Origin of the sequence: Actinomadura sp. 1N219 (assembly GCF_044326405.1) — a bacterium.
Classification (GTDB): domain Bacteria; phylum Actinomycetota; class Actinomycetes; order Streptosporangiales; family Streptosporangiaceae; genus Spirillospora.
In genome coordinates, this window is sequence record NZ_JBIRAY010000007.1 from 125,676 (window position 1) to 142,969 (window position 17,294).

Genomic DNA, 17,294 nt, shown 5'->3' on the forward strand with positions numbered 1-17,294 from the left:
GGTGTCTCCGGGTCAGCCCGCGCGTGGCGGGGAGGGCGGATGCGCGGCCGCGGTCCGGCCGAGCAGGTGCTTGATGTGGTTGCCGAGGGCTTCGAGCCGCTGGCGCGGCATGCGGGTGATCCGTCCGCAGACCGCGATCGCGCCGGCGGGACGGCCGCCGACCATGACCGGGACGGCGACCCCGGCGATGCCCGCGATGAACTCGCCGATCTCGACGGCGTAGCCGTACCGGCGGGTGGTCTCCAGTTCGCGGCGGAGCACGTCGGGGTCGGTGATGCTGGCGGGGGTGCGCTGCGCCAGCGGCAGCCGCGTGACGATCTCCTCGCTCTCCTCCCGCGGCAGGGCGCTGAGGATGGCGCGGCTGATGCAGCCGTTGGCCAGCATCGAGCGCCGGCCGAGCGGCGACAGCGACTCGGGCGAGTGCGGCGCCTCCCGCTTGCCGGTGATGAGCAGCGACCTGTCCTGCCAATCGATCTCCGCGATCAGGACGGTCTCGCCCGTCGACCGGATCAGCTCCTCGGCGACGCCCTGCGTCAGGTGGGACAGGGCGTTCGTCGTCGAGACCAGGCTGCCCAGCTCCAGCAGCCGGTTGCCCAGGACGTAGGCGCCGTCGGCCTCCTGGCGGAGGAACCCGCGCTCGACCAGGGTCACCGCGATGCGGTGGGTACTGGTCTTCGGCACCCCGGCGGCCTCGGCCAGCTCGGTGAGCTGGAAGCGGGGGTGCGCCGCGCTGAAGGCGCTCAGCACGTCCAGGGCACGGTCGACGGAGCGTACTCCGCGGCGGCGTGCGGGGTCGTCGGCGGGAACGGAGCCAGCGGAATCGTGCACGGTGACCTCACGAGCAGTAGGGCGGTGCCTTGCTCGCATTGTCGCTGGTCACGACCACGTCGGGCACGGTGGCGATCTTCTGGACGCCCTTCGTGCCGCGCAGCAGCCCGACGACGTTGTCCACGGCCAGCTCGCCGACGCTCTTGGGGGTGTTGCTGACGGTGACCGCGAACTCGCCGTCCTTGACGGCCTTGACGCCGGCCGCGCTGCCGCCGTTGGTGAGGATCTTGATGTCGTCCCGCCCGGCGGCCTTGAAGGCGGCGAGCACGCCGAGGGCCATGTCCTCGTTGTGGACGAAGACGTAGCGGACCTTCGGCCGGGCCTGCAGGAGGTTCTCGGCGACGTCCTGGGCCTTGGCCCGCTGCCAGAACGCGGGCTGGTCGAAGACGACCTTGGAGTCGCCGCCGAGGCTCTGCTTGAACGCGTCGTTCATCAGGTCGGCGGCGGCTCCCGGCGCGCCGCCGATGATGCCGACCTCGGCGGGCTTGCCTTTGCTGTCCTCGGCGAGCCAGGCGCCGAGGTCGCGGCCGACCTTCTTCACGTCGGTGACGACCGCGCCGAGGATCTTGCTCTGGTCCACCGACGCGACGGAGGTCAGGAAGATCGGGATCCCGGCGCGGTTGGCGCGGCTGATCCCGCCCTCCAGCGAGTCGATGTTGACCGTCTGCACGACGATCGCGTCCACCCGCTTGACGATCATGTCGTCGATGTTGGACAGCTCCTTGGCCGGGTCCATGGCCGAGTTCGCGGTCAGGACCTTCACCCCGGCGCGGCTCGCGCGCGCCTGGAGGGCGTTCTGGAGGCAGGTGTGGAACTCGATGGTGTTGCCGTTGACGAAGCCGATCGTCAGCTGCTTGTCCGAGGGGACGGGGCCGGCGGCCTTGCCTTTTCCGTCGTCCACGCTGCAGGCCGACAGCGCGAGGCCGGCGGCGAGGGCGAGGGCAGTGGCTCTTATGGGGGCCATCGTGATTCCTCCGGGTCGGGGTGGTGGGGTGGGCGGCGGAGGGCCGGGGACCGGTCAGTGGGGACGGCCGCGCAGATGGTTGGTGATGGCCGCGACGAGCAGGACGGCGCCGAGCGCCACGTCCTGGTAGTGGGAGTCGATCTGGAGCAGGTTGATGGAGTTGGTGACGACGCCCAGCAGCAGCACGCCGAGGACGGTGCCGACGAGGGTGCCGCTGCCGCCGTGCAGGGCGGTGCCGCCGATGACCACCGCGGCGACGACGGTGAGCTCCAGGTGCAGGCCGCCGGTGCCGGGGCTGGCGGCGCCGAGCCGGGCGACGAGCATCACGCCGCCGAGCCCGGCGAGCAGGCCGCCGACGGTGTAGAGCAGCAGCTTGGTCCGCGCGACGGGGATGCCGGCCAGGCGGGCGGCCTGCTCGTTGCCGCCGATGGCGAAGGCGTTGCGGCCGAACGCCGTCCAGCGCAGTATCAGGCCCGCGGCGGCGCAGACGGCGACCGCGACGACGACCAGGGCCGGGATGACGCCGAACATCTCGCCGAACCCGAGCGGCACCAGCGCCTCGCCGATGGAGACGCTCTTGCCGTCGATGATGAGCAGCGCGGCGCCGCCGAGGACGGTGGAGGTGGCCAGCGTCGCCACGAACGGGGTGACCCGCAGGTACGTCACCACGATCCCGTTGACCAGGCCGATCGCAGCGCCGAGCGCGAGCGCCAGCGCGGCGGCGGTCCACTCGTTGAGGCCCGCGACGATGAGCTGCGCGGTGACGCCGTGGGTCACCGCGGCGATCGCGCCGAGCGAGAAGTCGATGCCGCCCGCGGTCATCAGCAGGGTGAGCCCGGCCGCGAGGACGGCGACGACGGCGATCTGCTGCGACACGTTGAGCAGGTTCGGGCCGGTGAGGAAGGCGTCGCTGCGCAGCGCGGTGAACGCCCCGACGATCAGGAGCACGGCCAGCAGGCCGGCGTGGCGGGACAGGCCCGGCGGCAGGGCGAGCCGCAGGCGCTCGCTCGACGCGGTCAGTGCGGTCATGACTGGTCTCCTCCAGCGATGAGCGTGACGAGGTCGTCCCGGCTCACCTCGTCCATTCGCAGGTCGGCGACCGTCCGGCCGGCCCGCACGACGACGACGCGGTCGGCGAGCCGGATCACCTCGTCGATGTCGGAGGAGGTGAGCAGGACGGCGGACCCGCGGTCGGCGAGGCCGTCGACGATCCGGTGGATGTCGGCCTTGGCGGCGACGTCCACACCGTTGGTCGGCTCCTCCAGGAGGCAGGCGGCGAGGTCGCCGTCCAGCCACGCCGACAGCAGGACCTTCTGCTGGTTGCCTCCCGACAGCGCGGCCACCGGCGGGTCGTCCTGGATCGTGGTGACGCCGTAGCGGTCCCGCGAGGTGCGGGCGCGGGCGTGCAGGTCGCGCCAGCGCACCAGCCACGGCCGGAGCCTGCCGCGCCGGACCAGGTCGAGGTTCTCGTCCACGCCCAGGCCCGGCACGAGACCGTAGGAGAGCCTGTCCCCGGGCACGCAGCGCAGCCCGGCGTCGAGGGCGGCGGTGACGCTGCCGGACCTGATCACGGCGCCGCGGACCGCGACGGTGCCGCTCCGCGCCCGGCGCAGACCGCTGAGCAGCCCGAACAGCTCCGACTGGCCGTCGCCCGCCGGGCCGAGGACGGCGACGACCTCACCGGCCCGGATCTCCAGGTCGAACGGCCGGAGCCTGCCGCGGGCGAGTCCGGACAGCGTCAGCACCGCGGCGCCGGGGGTCCGGGCGATCTCCGGTCTGCCCTGCACCAGGCGGTCGCCGACCATGGCCCGGACCAGGGCGGGCAGATCGAGCGCGGCACGGTCCTCGACGGCCGCGACCAGGCCGTCGCGCATCACGGTGACGCGGTCGGCCAGGGACAGGACCTCGTCCAGGCGGTGCGAGATGTAGACGACGGCCTTGCCCCGGTCGCGCAGGGTGCGGACGAGGCCGTGGACGCGGTCGGCGTCCCGGGCGCCGAGCGCGGCGGTGGGCTCGTCCAGGATGAGGACCCGGCCGCCGTGGTGCACTTCGCGAGCGATCTCGACGAGCGTCTGCTCGGCGGGGTCGAGGCTCCGGGCGAGCGCGCCGGGGGCGACGTCCAGGCCGAGGTCGGCGAGGGCGGCGGCGGCCTCCTCGCGGGCCTTGCGCCACAGCACCCTGCCCGCGCGGGTGGGGAGCCTGCCGAGCAGCAGATTCTCGGCCACGCTCAGCTCGCCGACGAGCGTGCGCCGCTGGTGGACGATGCTCACCCCCGCCGCGTGGGCACGGCGCGGGGTCAGCGGGCCCTGGCGGCGGCCGTCGATGACGATGTCGCCGCCGTCCTGGGTGAACGAGCCGCAGATCAGCTCCACCAGGGTCGACTTGCCGGCGCCGTTCATGCCGACGACCGCGTGCACCTCGCCCGGCCGGAGCGTGAAGTCGACGCCCGCGAGCGCCTGCGCTCCGCCGAACGCCTTGCGCACACCGCGCAGTTCCAGGACCGGGACGCCGTCCGCGGACGCCGCCTCCAGATCCGGCGGCGTTCCCTTCGCGTCGGAAACGGCCATGTCAGGAGCCGTCCTTCGGTGCGGGGTACATGTCCCGGTGGGCGACCCCGAGCACGACCATCAGGTTGCGCAGCGCGACGGGGTTCATTCCGGCGTCGAGCAGCCAGGACGCGTCCTTGCCGGTCACCGCCCGCCGTTCCGGCCCGGTCAGCCGGTACCCGTCGAGGACGGTTTCCGGAGACTCCAGGTAGCGCGCGAGCAGGCCGGGGGTGTGCTCCAGTTCCCTGGCGAGCCGGTTGAGGGCGACGATGCTCATCCGGTCACCTCGACGGCGGCCACCTCGACGGCGGCGATCTCGAAGGCGGCGATGCCGATCCCGACCGTCCATGCGGGCATCGGCCGGTAGGCGTGGACGCGGGCCGGGCCGCCCGCCGCGCTCGCCGCGATGAGCCACGTGCGGATCTCCAGCGCGCCGTTCCCGGCCTCCTCCTGGATCGCGGCGTCGTCCCAGCCGAGGATCTCCCCGGCGTCGCCCCGCTCCAGCAGGTCCAGCAGCCGGACGTCGAACTCGGCGTTGACGTCGCCGAAGCGGGGCAGCCCGACCCAGTGCGACAGGCCGCCGGTGCCGATCACGCCGACCCGGGCGTCGCCGGGCAGGGCCCGCACCGCCTCCCGCAGCGCCGCGCCGAGGTCCGCGCAGCGGCGGAGCGTCGGCAGCGGCGGGGTGTTGCAGTTGACGAACAGCGGCACCACCCCGGCGGCCGCGGCCGCCGGGAGCTTGGCCAGCGGAACCGTGAAGCTGTGGTCGAGCGGCATGGTGTGCGAGCGCGCCAGGTCGAACCCGCGGGCGGTGAGGTCCGCGAGCAACGCCGCGCCGATGGCGGGCCGGCCGGCGACGGTCCCGCCGGGGTTGCCGAACTCCGCCCAGCCCTCGTGCTCGTCGGCCACGCCGAGGCAGAAGGCCGGGTAGTTCTCCAGCCCGAACGTCTCGTAATGGTCTGTGGCGACGAGGACGACGGCGTCCAGGCGGGCGGCGGCGATCTCGGCGTCGAGCTTCCGCCACGCCTCGTGCAGCGCCGCGGAGACCGCCGGGTCGGCGTCGGGGTTCTTGACGATCGCGCCGACGTGCGAGGTCGCCGCGGCGAAGGCGAGCCGGCCCATCACCCCTCCTCCTCCTGGCCTTCGCGGCCGGTGAGCAGGCGGATGTCGTCGGGATGCGCGGCGCCGCGCCGCACCACGTCGGTGGCCTGGAGCCGGCCGCACGACGGGCAGGAGTAGGCGCGCAGTTCGAGGCCCTCGTCCAGGCGCGTGGCGAGGCTGAAGGCGTGGACGTCGCGGCTGGTCCGGACCGACGCGCGGGGACGCCAAGGCTCCTCGGCCGCCGACAGAACGCATCCGCAGGCGCAGGCGATCCAGCGGCGGCCGTCGGCCTCGACGACCTGGAGCCCGTCCCCCATCGGGTGGATCCGGGTGCGCTCCCCCACCGGCTGCTCCGGAAGGGGCAGGTCGGCGGGCAGGGACCGGCGCTCGGCGCGCAGGCCCTCGCGGCGCCCGGCGGTGGCGGACGCGTCGACCCGCCCGTCCGCCGCCAGGACCACGCCGTAGAGCCGGACGGCGCCGTCCGGGGTGACGGCCCCGAAGTCCAGGTCGTCCTGGACGGACTCGGCGGGCCGGTCGAGCGGGTCGCCCCAGCCGCCCCCCGCCTGCGGCACGGTGGCCAGGACGTCGTCGTCGCCGAGGCGGTAGAGACCCTGGCGGCCCCGCATCGCCGGGCGCTCGCCGGACAGCTCCCCCACCGCGGGGACGACCCCGGCGGCCAGCCGCGCCTTGACGTCGCTGCCGTGCACGACGGTGCGGGTGTTCTGCGCGCCCGGGTAGCCGCCGAAGATGCCCGTGGAGTTGGGCACCTCCCAGCCGTGCGCGGAGTTCAGCGCGGTGACGTCCCGGCCGCCGTGCACGGTGTAGACCGCGCCCATGCTCATGCCGCCGCGGCGGCGGCCCGCGCCGCCGGAGTCGGCGACCAGGCCGCGCCACAGGTACAGCAGCGGGGCGTCCATCTCGACGGCCTCGACGTTGGAGATCTTCTGCCGCTCGATGTTGTGCTGGCCCTGCGTCCAGGCGCCGTCGCGGTGCGCGTAGGCGGCGCCGCCCGTGGCGAGGCAGTCCATGATCACGTAGGTCTGGCGGGCGCCGTTCTCGCCCGCGCCGGTGAGGACGAACTTGTCGGGCCCGCCCGCGGGGCCCGCCTGGGCCTCCCGCAGCAGCTCGTCGGAGCAGGCCGCGAGCTTGGACAGGCACTCCAGGGCCGTCATCTCGACGAGCCAGCCCGCCTCCAGCGCGCCGCCGCTGACGGCCGCCGGACGCGCCGCGTTGCAGATCAGCCCCTCGGGGCACTCGACCTCGACCGGCTGGAACAGCCCCTCGTTCCACGGGGCGTCGAAGGCCAGCGTCGGCAGCAGCGCCGCCGCGATCCCGGCCATCATCCCCGAGTGGGCGCAGTTGATGTACCCCTTGGCCTGCGGGGACGACCTGGAGAAGTCGAAGTGCAGGGTGTCGCCGCGCTTGGTGAGCACCAGGTCGACCTCGTAGGTGGCGTTCTCGGACGACTGGGCGAGGCCGCCGTCGTTGTCGAGGAAGGCGCGCGAGTGCAGCCGCGCGTCGGGCAGGAGCGCGAGACGGTTGCGCAGGCGGCGCTCGGACAGGCCGATGAGGTTGGCCATCACGGTGCGGACCGTCGCCGCGCCGTACTTCTCGGCCAGCGCCGTCATCGCCCGGACCGCGGTGTTGTTCGCGCCGACGAGCGCCCGCAGGTCCAGGTTGACGGTCGGCGCCATGCGGGTGTGGCCGAGGATCAGGTTCCACACGTCCGTGCGGACCTCGCCGCCGTCGACGAGCTTGGTCGGCGGCATCTGCAGACCCTCCTGGTAGGAGTCGGTCGCGTCGATGCAGAAGCTGCCCGGCGTCATGCCGCCCACGTCGACCATGTGGCACATCGCGCCGGTCCAGGCGAGCAGCTCGCCGCCGAAGAAGATCGGCGCGATGAGGCCGACGTCCTGGGCGTGGACGGTGCCCTTCCACGGGTCGTTCACGATGAACATGTCGCCGGGGTTGATGCCGGGCGACTCGGCGCAGTCCCGGATGACCGAACGGGTGATCGCCGCCATGGACGAGGCGTGCGACAGGATCGTGCGGCCCATCGCGGCGACCGAGCCGTCCGGCAGGTAGAGGCCGACGTTGTAGTCGCTGGCCTCGACCACGTGGGTGGAGCCGGAGATGGCCGCCAGGGTCGCGCCCTGCTCGTCGGTGATGGCCAGCAGGCGATGCCGGATCACCTCGAAGGTGATCGGGTCGATGGCGGTCTCGGCGGCGGTCGCGGTGGCGGTCACGCCTCCCCCTTGCAGTCGATGACGAGGTTGCTGTGGTGGTCGACGGCCAGCGACTGGTTCGGGCCGAGCACGACGGTGGTGCCCGCGAACTCCAGGATCGCGGGGCCGCGCAGGGCGGCGCCGCCGCCCAGGCCCTCGCCGCGGTAGACGCGGGCGGCGGTCCGGCCGGTCTCGGGGAAGTGCACCTCGCGCTCGCCGATGAGGGCGGCGTCGGGGTCGGCGGCGCCCGGGTAGCGCCCCTCCCGGACGTCGGTGATCTTCACCCGTCCCTCCACGCGGAGCGTGTGGATCTCCACGCCCGCCTCCAGCAGCGCGGTGCCCGCGCCGTAGATCCGCTCGTAGGCGGCGCGGAAGTCCTCGATCAGCGCGCGCAGCACGCCGGTGGTGACGGGGCCGTCGGGAACGGTCAGGGGCAGTTCGTGCGACTGGCGGCGGAACTTCAGGTACGCCACTCGCGAGAGGCGGACGCGCGGGTCGTCGTCCAGGTCGGTGCGGCACTGCGCGGCGAGCGCGTCGAAGGTGGCGGAGACGGCCCCGGCGTCCAGGTGGGCGGCCGGGTCCGGCGCGCCGGGCGGGGTGCGGTGCACCTCCGTCGTCTGCACCGCGCGGTACCGGTCGGACGTGACGGCCCCGTACGCGGAATGGACCGTCGAGGTCGGCGGGACGACGAGCGTCGCGATCCCCGCGGCCTCGGTGTAGGCGTAGGCGTGCGTGGGGCCCGCCCCGCCGTAGGCGTAGACGACGAAGTCGCGCGGGTCGTGGCCCTGCTCGACCGTCACCTTGCGCAGCAGGTCGGCCATCTGGTTGTCGGCGACCTTCCGGATGCCGGCCGCCGCGTCCTCCACGCTCAGCCCGAGCGGGTCGGCGACGTGCACGCGGATCGCCTTCTCCGCGAGCGCGCGGTCCAGCGGCATCTGCCCGCCGAGGAAGCGGGCCGGGTCGATGATGCCTAGCACCACGTCGGCGTCGGTCACGGTCGGACGGTCGCCGCCGCGCCCGTAGCAGGCCGGGCCTGGCACCGACCCCGCGCTCTCCGGGCCGACGACGAGGACGCCCGACTCGTCCACGGCCGCGAGCGATCCGCCGCCCGCGCCGATCGCGGTCACCTTGATCCGGGGCAGCGCCAGATGCAGGTCCCCGACCTCGCTGACCCGCTCGACCAGCGGCTCGCCGTCGATGATCAGGCCGACGTCGAAGCTGGTCCCGCCCATGTCCGAGGTGATCACGTTGCGGTGCCCGAGCCGCGCGGCCAGGGCCGTCGAGGCCAGCACGCCCCCGGCCGGCCCGGAGGTGAGCATCGAGGCCGCGCGGCGCGCCGCGTCCTCGGCGCGCATGACCCCGCCGCCCGAGTCCATGATCGAGAAGTCGCCGGTGAACCCCGCGGCGCGCAGCCGCCCCTCCAGGTTCGCGACGTAGTCGCGGATGACCGGGCCCAGGTAGCTGTTGACGACCGTCGTGGCCGACCGCTCGTACTCGCCGATCACCGGCGCGACCTCGTGCGAGAGCGTCGCGTACGCCTCCGGCCACTCCGCGCCGATGATCTCGGCGACCCGCTCCTCGTTCGCGCCGTTCACGAACGACCACAGGAACGACACCGCCAGCGCGCGGACGCCCTCGTCCCGCAATCGGCGCAGCGCCGCGCGCACCTCGTCCTCGTCCAGCGCGACGACGTGCGCGCCGCCGGAGTCGATCCGCTCGGTGATCTCCACGATCCGCGCCCGCTCGACGATCGGGTCGGGGTTGCGGCGGCGGCTGTAGTGGCCCGTCCTGGCGCCCATGCCGACCCAGGACGTCATCGACCGCTGGATGAGCATGGTGTCGCTGAACCCGCGGGTGGTGAGCAGCGCGGTCGGCGCGCCCTTGCGCTCGATCAGCGCGTTGGTCGCCGCGGTGGTGCCGTGCGCGAAGTAGACGACGGCGGCGCAGAAGCCCGGAAGGTCCAGCCCGTAGGACTCGGCGGCCAGCCGCAGGGCGTTCACGACGCCCTCGGAGCGGTCGTCCGGGGTCGTCGCCGACTTGAACAGCCGCGGCGGGCGCCCGTCCCGCAGGACGACGAGATCGGTGAACGTCCCGCCCACGTCCGTGCCCACGAAGAACCGCGGGCTGGATCCCGATGAGTTGTCCACGCTCTCTCCACGGAGTCGACGAAAACGTCTTCGCGAACGCGATATGCCGCCGATGCGACGGCCGTGTCGTGCCGCGGGTCACACTCTGCGAGGCGGCCCGCCTCACACACAACGCCTCAGTCCGCACTGCGGACTGAGGCGGGGACCTGCGGAAACTCCTGCGACGCGGGTGACGCGAGCACATCCGGCGCAGAGGGCGGGCTCGCGGGCGGGGCCGCGTCCGTGACGGGCGCGACCGGCGGCGCCGACCCGCGCATGACGGCCGCGGCGAAAGCGGGCGGGACAGAGAATGACCGTTTCCTTGCCGCGCGACAAGAAGGGCCGCTGTGGGGAATTTGGTTGGACCGAACCCTTGTTCATGGCGAACCTATAAAGCCGCCGGTGGACGATCAGCAGCCCTTCCCCGGCCGTGAGCAGGACGAGCGGCACTGCCTCCGGGTGAGGTCGGGGCGCCCCGCGTCGGGCGAGAAACCGGATAGGGCCTGGGAGGACGCGGCCGTCCTGCCCTCGGCTGCCAACGTTCCTGGCCGGAGCATCTCGGCCGGGGTCCTGCGGAGGTCGCCGGGCGGGCTCCGCCGTTCACTTCTTTCCAACGATTGACTTTCTTGCCTGACGCCAGGAATGAGCTATTGCAAGAAACTGCGCGTGCATTTACATGGACCAGATACCTGATTGGCGTCAGCTCGATACGGACGGTGTTCGACGTCCCGGACTTCGGGTTCATGGATCGGCACGCCGCGGCACCCATCCGGTGTCGCCCGCCGGTGCGAAGTAGAGGAATCAGCACCGAAGGGGAACGGGCATGACACGCCACGAACCGTCACGCCGCAGCGGTGCGGAGCGTCCTGCGCGCCCGCCGCCGCGGGCGGCGGTCTTCGTCCACGGCTTCGACACCAGGCGTGCGCCTACCTGACACCACGCCGACGACGCCGTTTCCCGGCGACGGCCGAGTGTGATGTGCAGCGGCTCATGCGGGGTCGCGAGCACGCGGTCCACGACGGGAGGCGGGTCCGGGCATGCCGGGGGGAGAGAACACGGGGCCGGACGGCGGGCGTGAAAGTTTCACTTCCCCCATCGCTATCGAAACATGGGGGGAATCGAACCATTTAGCCCGGACGTCCGTCTCAGGAATGAGCCCATTATGCTGGGCGCCCGAGGCCCTATATGACCACGGTACGTACCCTGTCCGATCATGGAGGATCAGGTTGAGTCTGCATTTGCACGCCCTGGCCCGGCTTTCCGGCGTCACAGACATCCACTACTATGCGCGCCGCGCGCTGGGGGAAGTCTGCCGTGAGCAGGCCCGGGTAATCTTCTGTGGACATTCCGTAACGGATAGTTGCGAGCGAGGGTCCTAGGCGCGCGCATGCGGCGCGCGCCGGAAAGGCCGTCGGCACAGACCCCGCCGGTCAAGGCACCCGATTTTCGTGACGTAGCGCAATTCCAGCAGGTCAGCGCCCGGTGTCCGCATGACCAAGGCGCTGCGGGCGGAGCCGCCCCCTGAGGGATGCTCGCCGACATATCACGGGGGAATACACGCGATCATCTTCTTCGCCTCTGCGTAACCGGGGGGCGAAGGCAGTTCGTCATGGGGCGCGAGCCCGAACCTCATCTGAAGTGGGATTCGGCGAAGACGAGGAGACATGGGGAGACCGGAGAAGCCGATCAACGCCTCCGGCGGGGCGGTCGCGGCTTTCGCGAGCGAGCTGAGGCGGCTGCGCGCGCTGGCGGGCAATCCGACGTATCGGGACATGGCACGGTCCGCGTTGTACTCACCCTCGGTGCTGTCCAGCGCCGCGAGCGGCCATCGATTGCCGACGCTGCAGGTCACACTCGCTTTCGTGGCGGCCTGCGGGGGTGATCAGGAGGTCTGGCGGCGGCGCTGGCTCGAGGTGTCCGGCACCCCGCCGCCGCAGCCGCCCACCCCTCCGCGGCCGCGGGACTTCACGAGCCGCACGGTTCTGGCGGGCCGCACGGTTCTGCCGGGCCGCACCGTCATGCCGGGTCGCACGGTCTTACCGCCTCCCGCGCAGTTACCGTTGCGGCCGCGCGGGCTTGTCGGGCGATCCCGGGAACGGAGTCTGCTCAGCAGGCCGGCCGCCGCGCCAATCGTCATCTGCGGGCCGGTCGGAGTCGGCAAAAGCGCGTTCGCGCTGGATTACGCTCATCAAATCGCCGGTGAGATGGTCGATGGCCAACTCTATGCAGATCTCGGATCGGCGCCGTCCGACGACAGAAGCCTGGTGACGTGTTTCCTGCGCGCGTGCGGCATGCGCGACGAGCAGTTACCCGCCGGCCTCGGCCAGCAGGCCGGGGTGCTCCGCTCAATGCTGGCCGAGAGAAAGCTCCTGATGCTGCTGGAGAACGTGCGCGACGAGCGGCAGGTCCGGCTTCTGATGGCCGAAACACGGCGCGGCGCGATGATCGTGGTCAGCCGAAATCCGCTGCTCGGCCTACGAGATGTCCGCCGCGTGCGATTGGACGTCCTGCCCCGCGACGATTCCGTCACGATGATCACCGATGCGCTGGCCGATCGCGTCACGGCTGATCTTGTGGACTGCGATCGGCTCGCCGAGCTGTGCGGCGACCTTCCGCTCGCCATCGATATCGCGGTCCGCAAATTGGCGGCCCGCCCGGACGTTCCGCTGGCCCGGATCATCGGGCGGCTGACCGACCGCGGCGCGCTGCTCGACTGGCTGCGCATCGGGGACGTGTCGGTATCCGATCTGCTGAGGTCCGCGTACCTCCAGCTCGGCGGGGCGGCCCGGACGCTGCTGCACGAGCTGGCGCACCGCTCGCCCGGCGAGCCGGCCGGCCGGGCCGACGACCTCACGTCGACCGCGCCGATCGGCGACGAGGTGGTGGACGAGCTCGCCGCCGCCGGCCTGCTCCGCCATGACGGCCGCGCCGGCGCGTACCGGCTCGACCCGCTGGTGCGCGCCTTCGTCGTCCGGTACGTGATCCCGATGATGAACCAGAGATCGATCTTCAGTTGACGCCCCTCGGGTGAGGACGGCGTCCATCACCGGTCAGGCCGGGCTGCGGGGACGGTCCCGTGCAGCTCCAGCGTGCAGCACTTCACGCTCCCACCGGCCTTGAGCAGCTCGGACATGTCCGCGCCGATCGGCTCGAAGCCGTGCTCGCGCAGCTTGCCGATCAGCCCGGTCGCGGCCTGGGGCAGGACGACGTGCCGTCCGTCCGACACGGCGTTGAGGCCGAAGGCCGCGGCGTCGGCGGCGGTGGCCAGGACGGCGTCCGGGTACAGCTCCGCCAGCCGTTCACGGCTCTCGGCCGAGAACGCCTCCGGGTGGTACATGACGGTGTCGTCGGCGAGCACCGCCAGCGCGGTGTCCAGGTGGTAGAAGCGCGGGTCGACCAGGGTCAGCCCGATCACGGGGACGCCGAAGTACTCCTCGGTCTCCCGGTGCGCCCGCGGCGTGCTCCGGAAGCCGGTCCCCGCCAGGATCACCGACCCGGCGGCCAGGTAGTCGCCCTCGCCCTCGTTGACCCACCGCGCCTGCCGCACGTCGGTGTAGCCGTGCGCCGGGAACCACTCCAGGTACGCGTCGGACTCGGCGGCGCGCTGGGAGTCGCGGAACCGCGCGACGAGCACCCGGCCGTTCATGACCGTGGCGCCGTTGGCCGCGAACACCATGTCGGGCAGGCCGGGCCGCGGCGGCAGCAGGTCGACCTCGTGGCCCAGGTCGGCGAACAGGTCCCGCAGCCATTCCCACTGGGCGATGGCGAGCCTGGTGGACGTCGGCTTCTCGGGGTTCATCCACGGGTTGATCGAGTACACCACGTCGAAGTACGTGGGCCGCACCATGAGGTAGTGCCGAGGGGTCGCTACACGTTCCATGTCTACCACCAGGGGGAATCGGGGATCTCGTGCGCGGCGGACGGGCCAGGGTCCGCCGGGACGCGGTAGCCGCCGTCCACGAACAGCAGCGGCGGCCCGTCGCGGCGCGGGTCGGCCGCGACGACCTCGCCCACCACGAGCGTGTGGTCGCCGAGCGCGAAGGTGTCCCACAGCTCGCACTCCAGCCAGCTCGCCGACCGGAACACCAGCGTGCCGGTCCGCGGTCCGGGCGAGGCGGGCAGGGCGCCGAGCGCGTCCCGCCGCGCCGCCCGGTCCTTGGCCAGCACGCGGGCGATCTCGCGGGCGCCGTGCGGCAGAACCGACACCGCCCATTTCTTCGTCGCGAGCAGGTCGGCCAGGAACAGCGACTCCATCCGCATGCACACCGACACGAGCGGCGGGTGGAGCGACACCGAGCTGAGCGAGTTGATCGTCACCGCGTCGTGGCGGCGTCCGTCCGCCAGGTCGGCGTACGTCGCCGCGACGCACACCCCGGTCGCGAAGCTCCGCATCACCCCGCGCAGGTCCAGCGGCGCTTCCCTGGTCGGCGTCGCCGGCGATGACCTGGTCGTCATGGCTAGATCGCCTGCGGGGAGTCGAAGACCCGGTCCGGGTCGTGGCGGCGCTTGATCTCGGTGAGCCGCGCCAGGTTCGGTCCGTAGTACGCCGAACGCCAGTCCGCCAGGTCCGGGTCGGCGAAGTTGACGTACGACGCGTCCGCCGCGAACTCGCCCATGTCCCGGTGCAGCCGGGCGAGCCAGTCGAGGTTGGCGCGCACCGTCTCCGGCGGGTCGCCGGGGTCCCACGCCGTGTCCAGCGAGAGCAGGAACAGCACGTCCCGATGCGGGAACGCCGTGTCCGCCGCCCCGACGCGGTTGATCGCCCCGCCCCAGGTGAACAGCGCCGCGCCGCCGCCGTCCGCGTTGCCGCTGCCCGGCCACTTCTCGACCGCGGTCACCAGCGTCCGGACGGCGTCGCCGGGCAGCGGCGCCGGGGTGGTCCGGGTCCGCACGGCGAACGCGCCGCCCGCGGAGGCGTGGTGCAGGTACTCCACCGCGTCCCAGTACGTCCGGTCCGCGATGTCCGCCCGGTGCGGCCGGGCCGCCGCCAGCGCGGGCGACAGCAGCTCGCGCAGCTCGGCGGCGGGGCCGAGGTGCTGCCCGACCACCGAGACCACGCCGTCCTGGCCGGACGACCTGCTGATGCCGATGCGGGCGGCGAACCGGTCCGGCGCGTCGCGCATGACGCCCTGCATGACGGTCAGGACGTCGGCGGCGTGCTCCCAGTGCCACAGCAGCAGGCAGGTGGACACGTCCATCACGGGACGGGCCTGGAAGGTGAACGACGTGTTCACCCCGAAGGCGCCGCCGCCACCGCCCCTGCACGCCCAGAACAGGTCGGCGTTCTGCGTCTCGTTGCAGGTCAGGACGGACCCGTCGGCCAGGACCAGCTCCGTCTCGACCAGCGCGTCGCAGGTCAGCCCGAGCGCCCGGGACGAGGCCGCGACGCCGCCGCCCAGCACGAGCCCGCCGATCCCGACGTCGTCGGAATTGCCCAGCGGGAACATCAGGCCGTACTTGCGCAGCACGTCGTGGATGCCCTTGGTCCGGGCGCCGCCGCCGACGGTGACCAGCTCCGTCACGGGGTCGACCCGGACCTCGTCCAGGCCCTGCAGGTCCAGCACCAGGCCGGTGTTCACCGAGGTGCCCGCGTAGCCGTGGCCGCCGCCGCGGGCGACGATCGGCACGCGGCGCCGCCGCGCCCAGCCGATCGCCGCCGTGACGTCGGCGGCGGAGGCCACCGACAGCACCGCGGCCGGACGCACGTGCCGGTACCGCTCGTTGTGCGCCCGGGTCCGCTCGCCGAACCCGTCGTCGCCCGGCAGCCGCAGCCGCCCCTCGACGAGCCCGCGCAGATCCGCCCAATCGATCATCAGACCGCTCCCGTCACATCCGCACGCTTCGCGGCCTCGTCCGCAGATCCGCCCGCGGGTGCGGCGACCTCTTCCAGGTAGGAGACGCCGGCGCCGGCGTGCTCCCCGAACCGCTCCCATTCCTCGCGCAGCAGCAGCCGTCCGTCCGCGCGCCGCTCCGGGACGTTCACCGTGTGCCCGGAGATCACCTCGCCGGTCACCAGCACCATGACGTAGCCGAGCCGCAGCGTGCCGTCCGGCTCGCAGGTGCCGGTGACCGTGCCGCGCCGCACCTTCCCGCCGCCGAAGTGCGCCCAGACCAGGTCGCCGTCCTGCCGGTAGCGGGCGACGGTGCCGTCGCCGCCGCCCGCCCGCTGGAACAGCCGGCCCTCGTAGTCGATCGTCACGCGTCGGCGTCCAGCAGCCCGGCCGGCATCTCCAGGCGGGTGCCCGGCGGCGGCGGCTCGACCTCCGCGGCGTCGATCTCGACCAGCGCCAGCGCGGCCTCGAGCCGCGCGTCGCAGGTCGCGGGGTCGTCGGCCTCGGCCACCACGAAGGAGTGGCGGGCGATGTAGCCGCCCGGCGGGAGCCGCAGCGTCGTCCCGGGGTCGACCATCGGCGACGCCGTGACCAGGCCGGGCGACTCGGTGGGGACGCGGACCGCGTGCACGACGCAGTCGTGGCCCGGATAGCCGAACCGGATGCCCGCGACGCCGCTGCGCGTCGTGGCGATGTCGGGACGTGTCCCGGTGGCGGCGTCGACGAGCACGTGGCCGGGATCGATGCCGGTGGCGATCTTGCCCACGAACGGGATCAGGTCGCCGCCGAGCCGCCCGTTGATCTCGATGATCAGCGGGCCGCGCGCGGTCAGCCGCACCTCGGTGTGGGTGATGCCGTCCTCGATCTCCAGGACGCGGTGCGCGCGGGCGAGGGTGCCGATCAGCTCCTGGTCGCGCAGCAGCTCGTCGTCGGCGTCGATGACGTGCCCGACCTCCTCGAAGTACGGGTACTGGCCGGTGCGCTTGCGGGCGAGGAACATCGGCAGGTACTCGCCCTTGTGCACGGCCGCGTCGATGCTGATCTCCGGGCCGTCCGCGTACTCCTCGACGATCGCGCCGCCGCGGTACTCCTCGTCGCCGATCAGGCTGGCCTCGTGCGCGACGCGGTAGCCGGCGTCGAGGGCGGCCTCGTCGGCGGCGAGGACGACGCCCATGCTGGCGCCGAGCGCGCGCGGCTTGACGACGACGGGGTAGCCGATCCGCTTGGCCGCCGCGCGGGCCTGGTCGAGGCTGTCGGTCATCTCGAAGGCCGGCTGCAGGACGCCCGCGGCGGTCAACCGCGACCGGGTGCTGCGCTTGTCGCGGCAGCCCTGCACGCCGGGGATGGACAGGCCCGGCACGCCGAACTCGGCGGCGAGCTCGGCCGCCGGCATCACCAGCGGCTCGTCGTAGCAGACGAGGCCCGCGACGGTGCGCCGCGCGGCGACCTCGCGGGCCGCGGCCCGCAGCTTGTCGTGGTCGAAGACGTTCACGACGTGGATCTCGTCGAAGTACGGGTGCTGCCAGGTGGGCTTGAGGTTGTTGATCAGGACGAGCTCCAGGCCCGCCGCGCGGGCGCGGGCGCTCGCCGAGCGGATCAGGTATTCGCGGTAGAGCTTCAGCCCGCTGCCGATCACCAGCAGCACGCTCTTGGAGGCGTTCATCTCTTTCCTT

The 17,294-nt window shown here is 72.9% G+C and carries 14 protein-coding genes; 1 reads left to right on the forward strand and 13 read right to left on the reverse strand.

Features of this window, described 5'->3' with window-relative positions:
- Positions 1 to 12: 12 nt before the first annotated feature.
- Genes ACH35V_RS22510 through ACH35V_RS22545 form a run of 8 tightly spaced genes read right to left on the reverse strand, consistent with a single transcriptional unit; the run spans position 13 to position 9,811 of the window.
- A complete protein-coding gene (locus ACH35V_RS22510; RefSeq protein ID WP_395974913.1) occupies positions 13 to 828 on the reverse strand; it encodes an IclR family transcriptional regulator in 816 nt (271 codons plus the stop codon).
- A 7-nt stretch (positions 829 to 835) separates the two neighbouring features.
- Positions 836 to 1,792 carry a sugar ABC transporter substrate-binding protein gene (locus tag ACH35V_RS22515; protein WP_395974914.1) on the reverse strand — a complete coding sequence of 319 codons (957 nt, stop codon included), beginning with the start codon at positions 1,790 to 1,792 and terminating at the stop codon, positions 836 to 838.
- A 54-nt stretch (positions 1,793 to 1,846) separates the two neighbouring features.
- The gene (locus ACH35V_RS22520; protein ID WP_395974915.1) at positions 1,847 to 2,821 is read right to left on the reverse strand and encodes an ABC transporter permease; all 975 of its coding nucleotides are present in this window, start codon (positions 2,819 to 2,821) and stop codon (positions 1,847 to 1,849) included.
- The gene (locus ACH35V_RS22525) at positions 2,818 to 4,359 is read right to left on the reverse strand and encodes a sugar ABC transporter ATP-binding protein (protein ID WP_395974917.1); all 1,542 of its coding nucleotides are present in this window, start codon (positions 4,357 to 4,359) and stop codon (positions 2,818 to 2,820) included. The genes ACH35V_RS22520 and ACH35V_RS22525 overlap by 4 nt, the downstream gene beginning before the upstream one ends.
- 1 nt (position 4,360) lies before the next feature.
- Positions 4,361 to 4,615 (reverse strand): hypothetical protein, encoded by a 255-nt coding sequence (locus tag ACH35V_RS22530; RefSeq protein WP_395974918.1) that lies wholly within the window; start codon positions 4,613 to 4,615, stop codon positions 4,361 to 4,363.
- On the reverse strand, positions 4,612 to 5,460 hold the full coding sequence (locus ACH35V_RS22535; protein ID WP_395974919.1) for a hypothetical protein: 849 nt from the start codon (positions 5,458 to 5,460) through the stop codon (positions 4,612 to 4,614). The genes ACH35V_RS22530 and ACH35V_RS22535 overlap by 4 nt, the downstream gene beginning before the upstream one ends.
- Positions 5,460 to 7,685, reverse strand: coding sequence for a hydantoinase B/oxoprolinase family protein (locus tag ACH35V_RS22540; protein ID WP_395974921.1), 2,226 nt, complete (start codon positions 7,683 to 7,685; stop codon positions 5,460 to 5,462). The genes ACH35V_RS22535 and ACH35V_RS22540 overlap by 1 nt, the downstream gene beginning before the upstream one ends.
- A complete protein-coding gene (locus ACH35V_RS22545; protein WP_395974923.1) occupies positions 7,682 to 9,811 on the reverse strand; it encodes a hydantoinase/oxoprolinase family protein in 2,130 nt (709 codons plus the stop codon). Before ACH35V_RS22545 ends, ACH35V_RS22540 begins: the two co-directional genes overlap by 4 nt.
- Positions 9,812 to 11,454: 1,643 nt before the next feature.
- Between ACH35V_RS22545 and ACH35V_RS22550 the strand changes: the two genes are divergently transcribed.
- The gene (locus tag ACH35V_RS22550) at positions 11,455 to 12,807 is read left to right on the forward strand and encodes a hypothetical protein (RefSeq protein WP_395974925.1); all 1,353 of its coding nucleotides are present in this window, start codon (positions 11,455 to 11,457) and stop codon (positions 12,805 to 12,807) included.
- Between the two features lie 26 nt (positions 12,808 to 12,833).
- On the opposite strand, the gene ddaH is transcribed toward ACH35V_RS22550, so the two are convergent.
- The 5 genes from ddaH to ACH35V_RS22575 are packed head-to-tail and all read right to left on the reverse strand — an operon-like array spanning position 12,834 to position 17,284.
- Positions 12,834 to 13,670 carry a dimethylargininase gene (gene ddaH, locus ACH35V_RS22555; protein ID WP_395974926.1) on the reverse strand — a complete coding sequence of 279 codons (837 nt, stop codon included), beginning with the start codon at positions 13,668 to 13,670 and terminating at the stop codon, positions 12,834 to 12,836.
- Between the two features lie 2 nt (positions 13,671 to 13,672).
- Positions 13,673 to 14,245 (reverse strand): flavin reductase family protein, encoded by a 573-nt coding sequence (locus ACH35V_RS22560; RefSeq protein ID WP_395974928.1) that lies wholly within the window; start codon positions 14,243 to 14,245, stop codon positions 13,673 to 13,675.
- Positions 14,246 to 14,247: 2 nt separating this feature from the next.
- Entirely contained in the window at positions 14,248 to 15,603 is a 1,356-nt protein-coding gene (locus tag ACH35V_RS22565) for an FAD-binding oxidoreductase (RefSeq protein WP_395974929.1), read from the reverse strand.
- Positions 15,603 to 15,989 (reverse strand): hypothetical protein, encoded by a 387-nt coding sequence (locus ACH35V_RS22570; protein WP_395974930.1) that lies wholly within the window; start codon positions 15,987 to 15,989, stop codon positions 15,603 to 15,605. The genes ACH35V_RS22565 and ACH35V_RS22570 overlap by 1 nt, the downstream gene beginning before the upstream one ends.
- Positions 15,986 to 17,284, reverse strand: a complete 1,299-nt coding sequence (locus tag ACH35V_RS22575) for an ATP-grasp domain-containing protein (RefSeq protein WP_395974931.1) — start codon at positions 17,282 to 17,284, stop codon at positions 15,986 to 15,988. Before ACH35V_RS22575 ends, ACH35V_RS22570 begins: the two co-directional genes overlap by 4 nt.
- Positions 17,285 to 17,294 lie beyond the last annotated feature (10 nt).

Coding starts and splice junctions, on each gene's coding strand:
- ACH35V_RS22535 (WP_395974919.1), bottom strand. CDS start 5,460: ATGGGCCGGCTCGCCTTCGCCGCGGCGACCTCGCACGTCGGCGCGATC.
- ACH35V_RS22550 (WP_395974925.1), top strand. CDS start 11,455: ATGGGGAGACCGGAGAAGCCGATCAACGCCTCCGGCGGGGCGGTCGCG.
- ACH35V_RS22565 (WP_395974929.1), bottom strand. CDS start 15,603: ATGATCGATTGGGCGGATCTGCGCGGGCTCGTCGAGGGGCGGCTGCGG.
- ACH35V_RS22515 (WP_395974914.1), bottom strand. CDS start 1,792: ATGGCCCCCATAAGAGCCACTGCCCTCGCCCTCGCCGCCGGCCTCGCG.
- ACH35V_RS22530 (WP_395974918.1), bottom strand. CDS start 4,615: ATGAGCATCGTCGCCCTCAACCGGCTCGCCAGGGAACTGGAGCACACC.
- ACH35V_RS22560 (WP_395974928.1), bottom strand. CDS start 14,245: ATGACGACCAGGTCATCGCCGGCGACGCCGACCAGGGAAGCGCCGCTG.
- ACH35V_RS22525 (WP_395974917.1), bottom strand. CDS start 4,359: ATGGCCGTTTCCGACGCGAAGGGAACGCCGCCGGATCTGGAGGCGGCG.
- ddaH (WP_395974926.1), bottom strand. CDS start 13,670: ATGGAACGTGTAGCGACCCCTCGGCACTACCTCATGGTGCGGCCCACG.
- ACH35V_RS22520 (WP_395974915.1), bottom strand. CDS start 2,821: ATGACCGCACTGACCGCGTCGAGCGAGCGCCTGCGGCTCGCCCTGCCG.
- ACH35V_RS22575 (WP_395974931.1), bottom strand. CDS start 17,284: ATGAACGCCTCCAAGAGCGTGCTGCTGGTGATCGGCAGCGGGCTGAAG.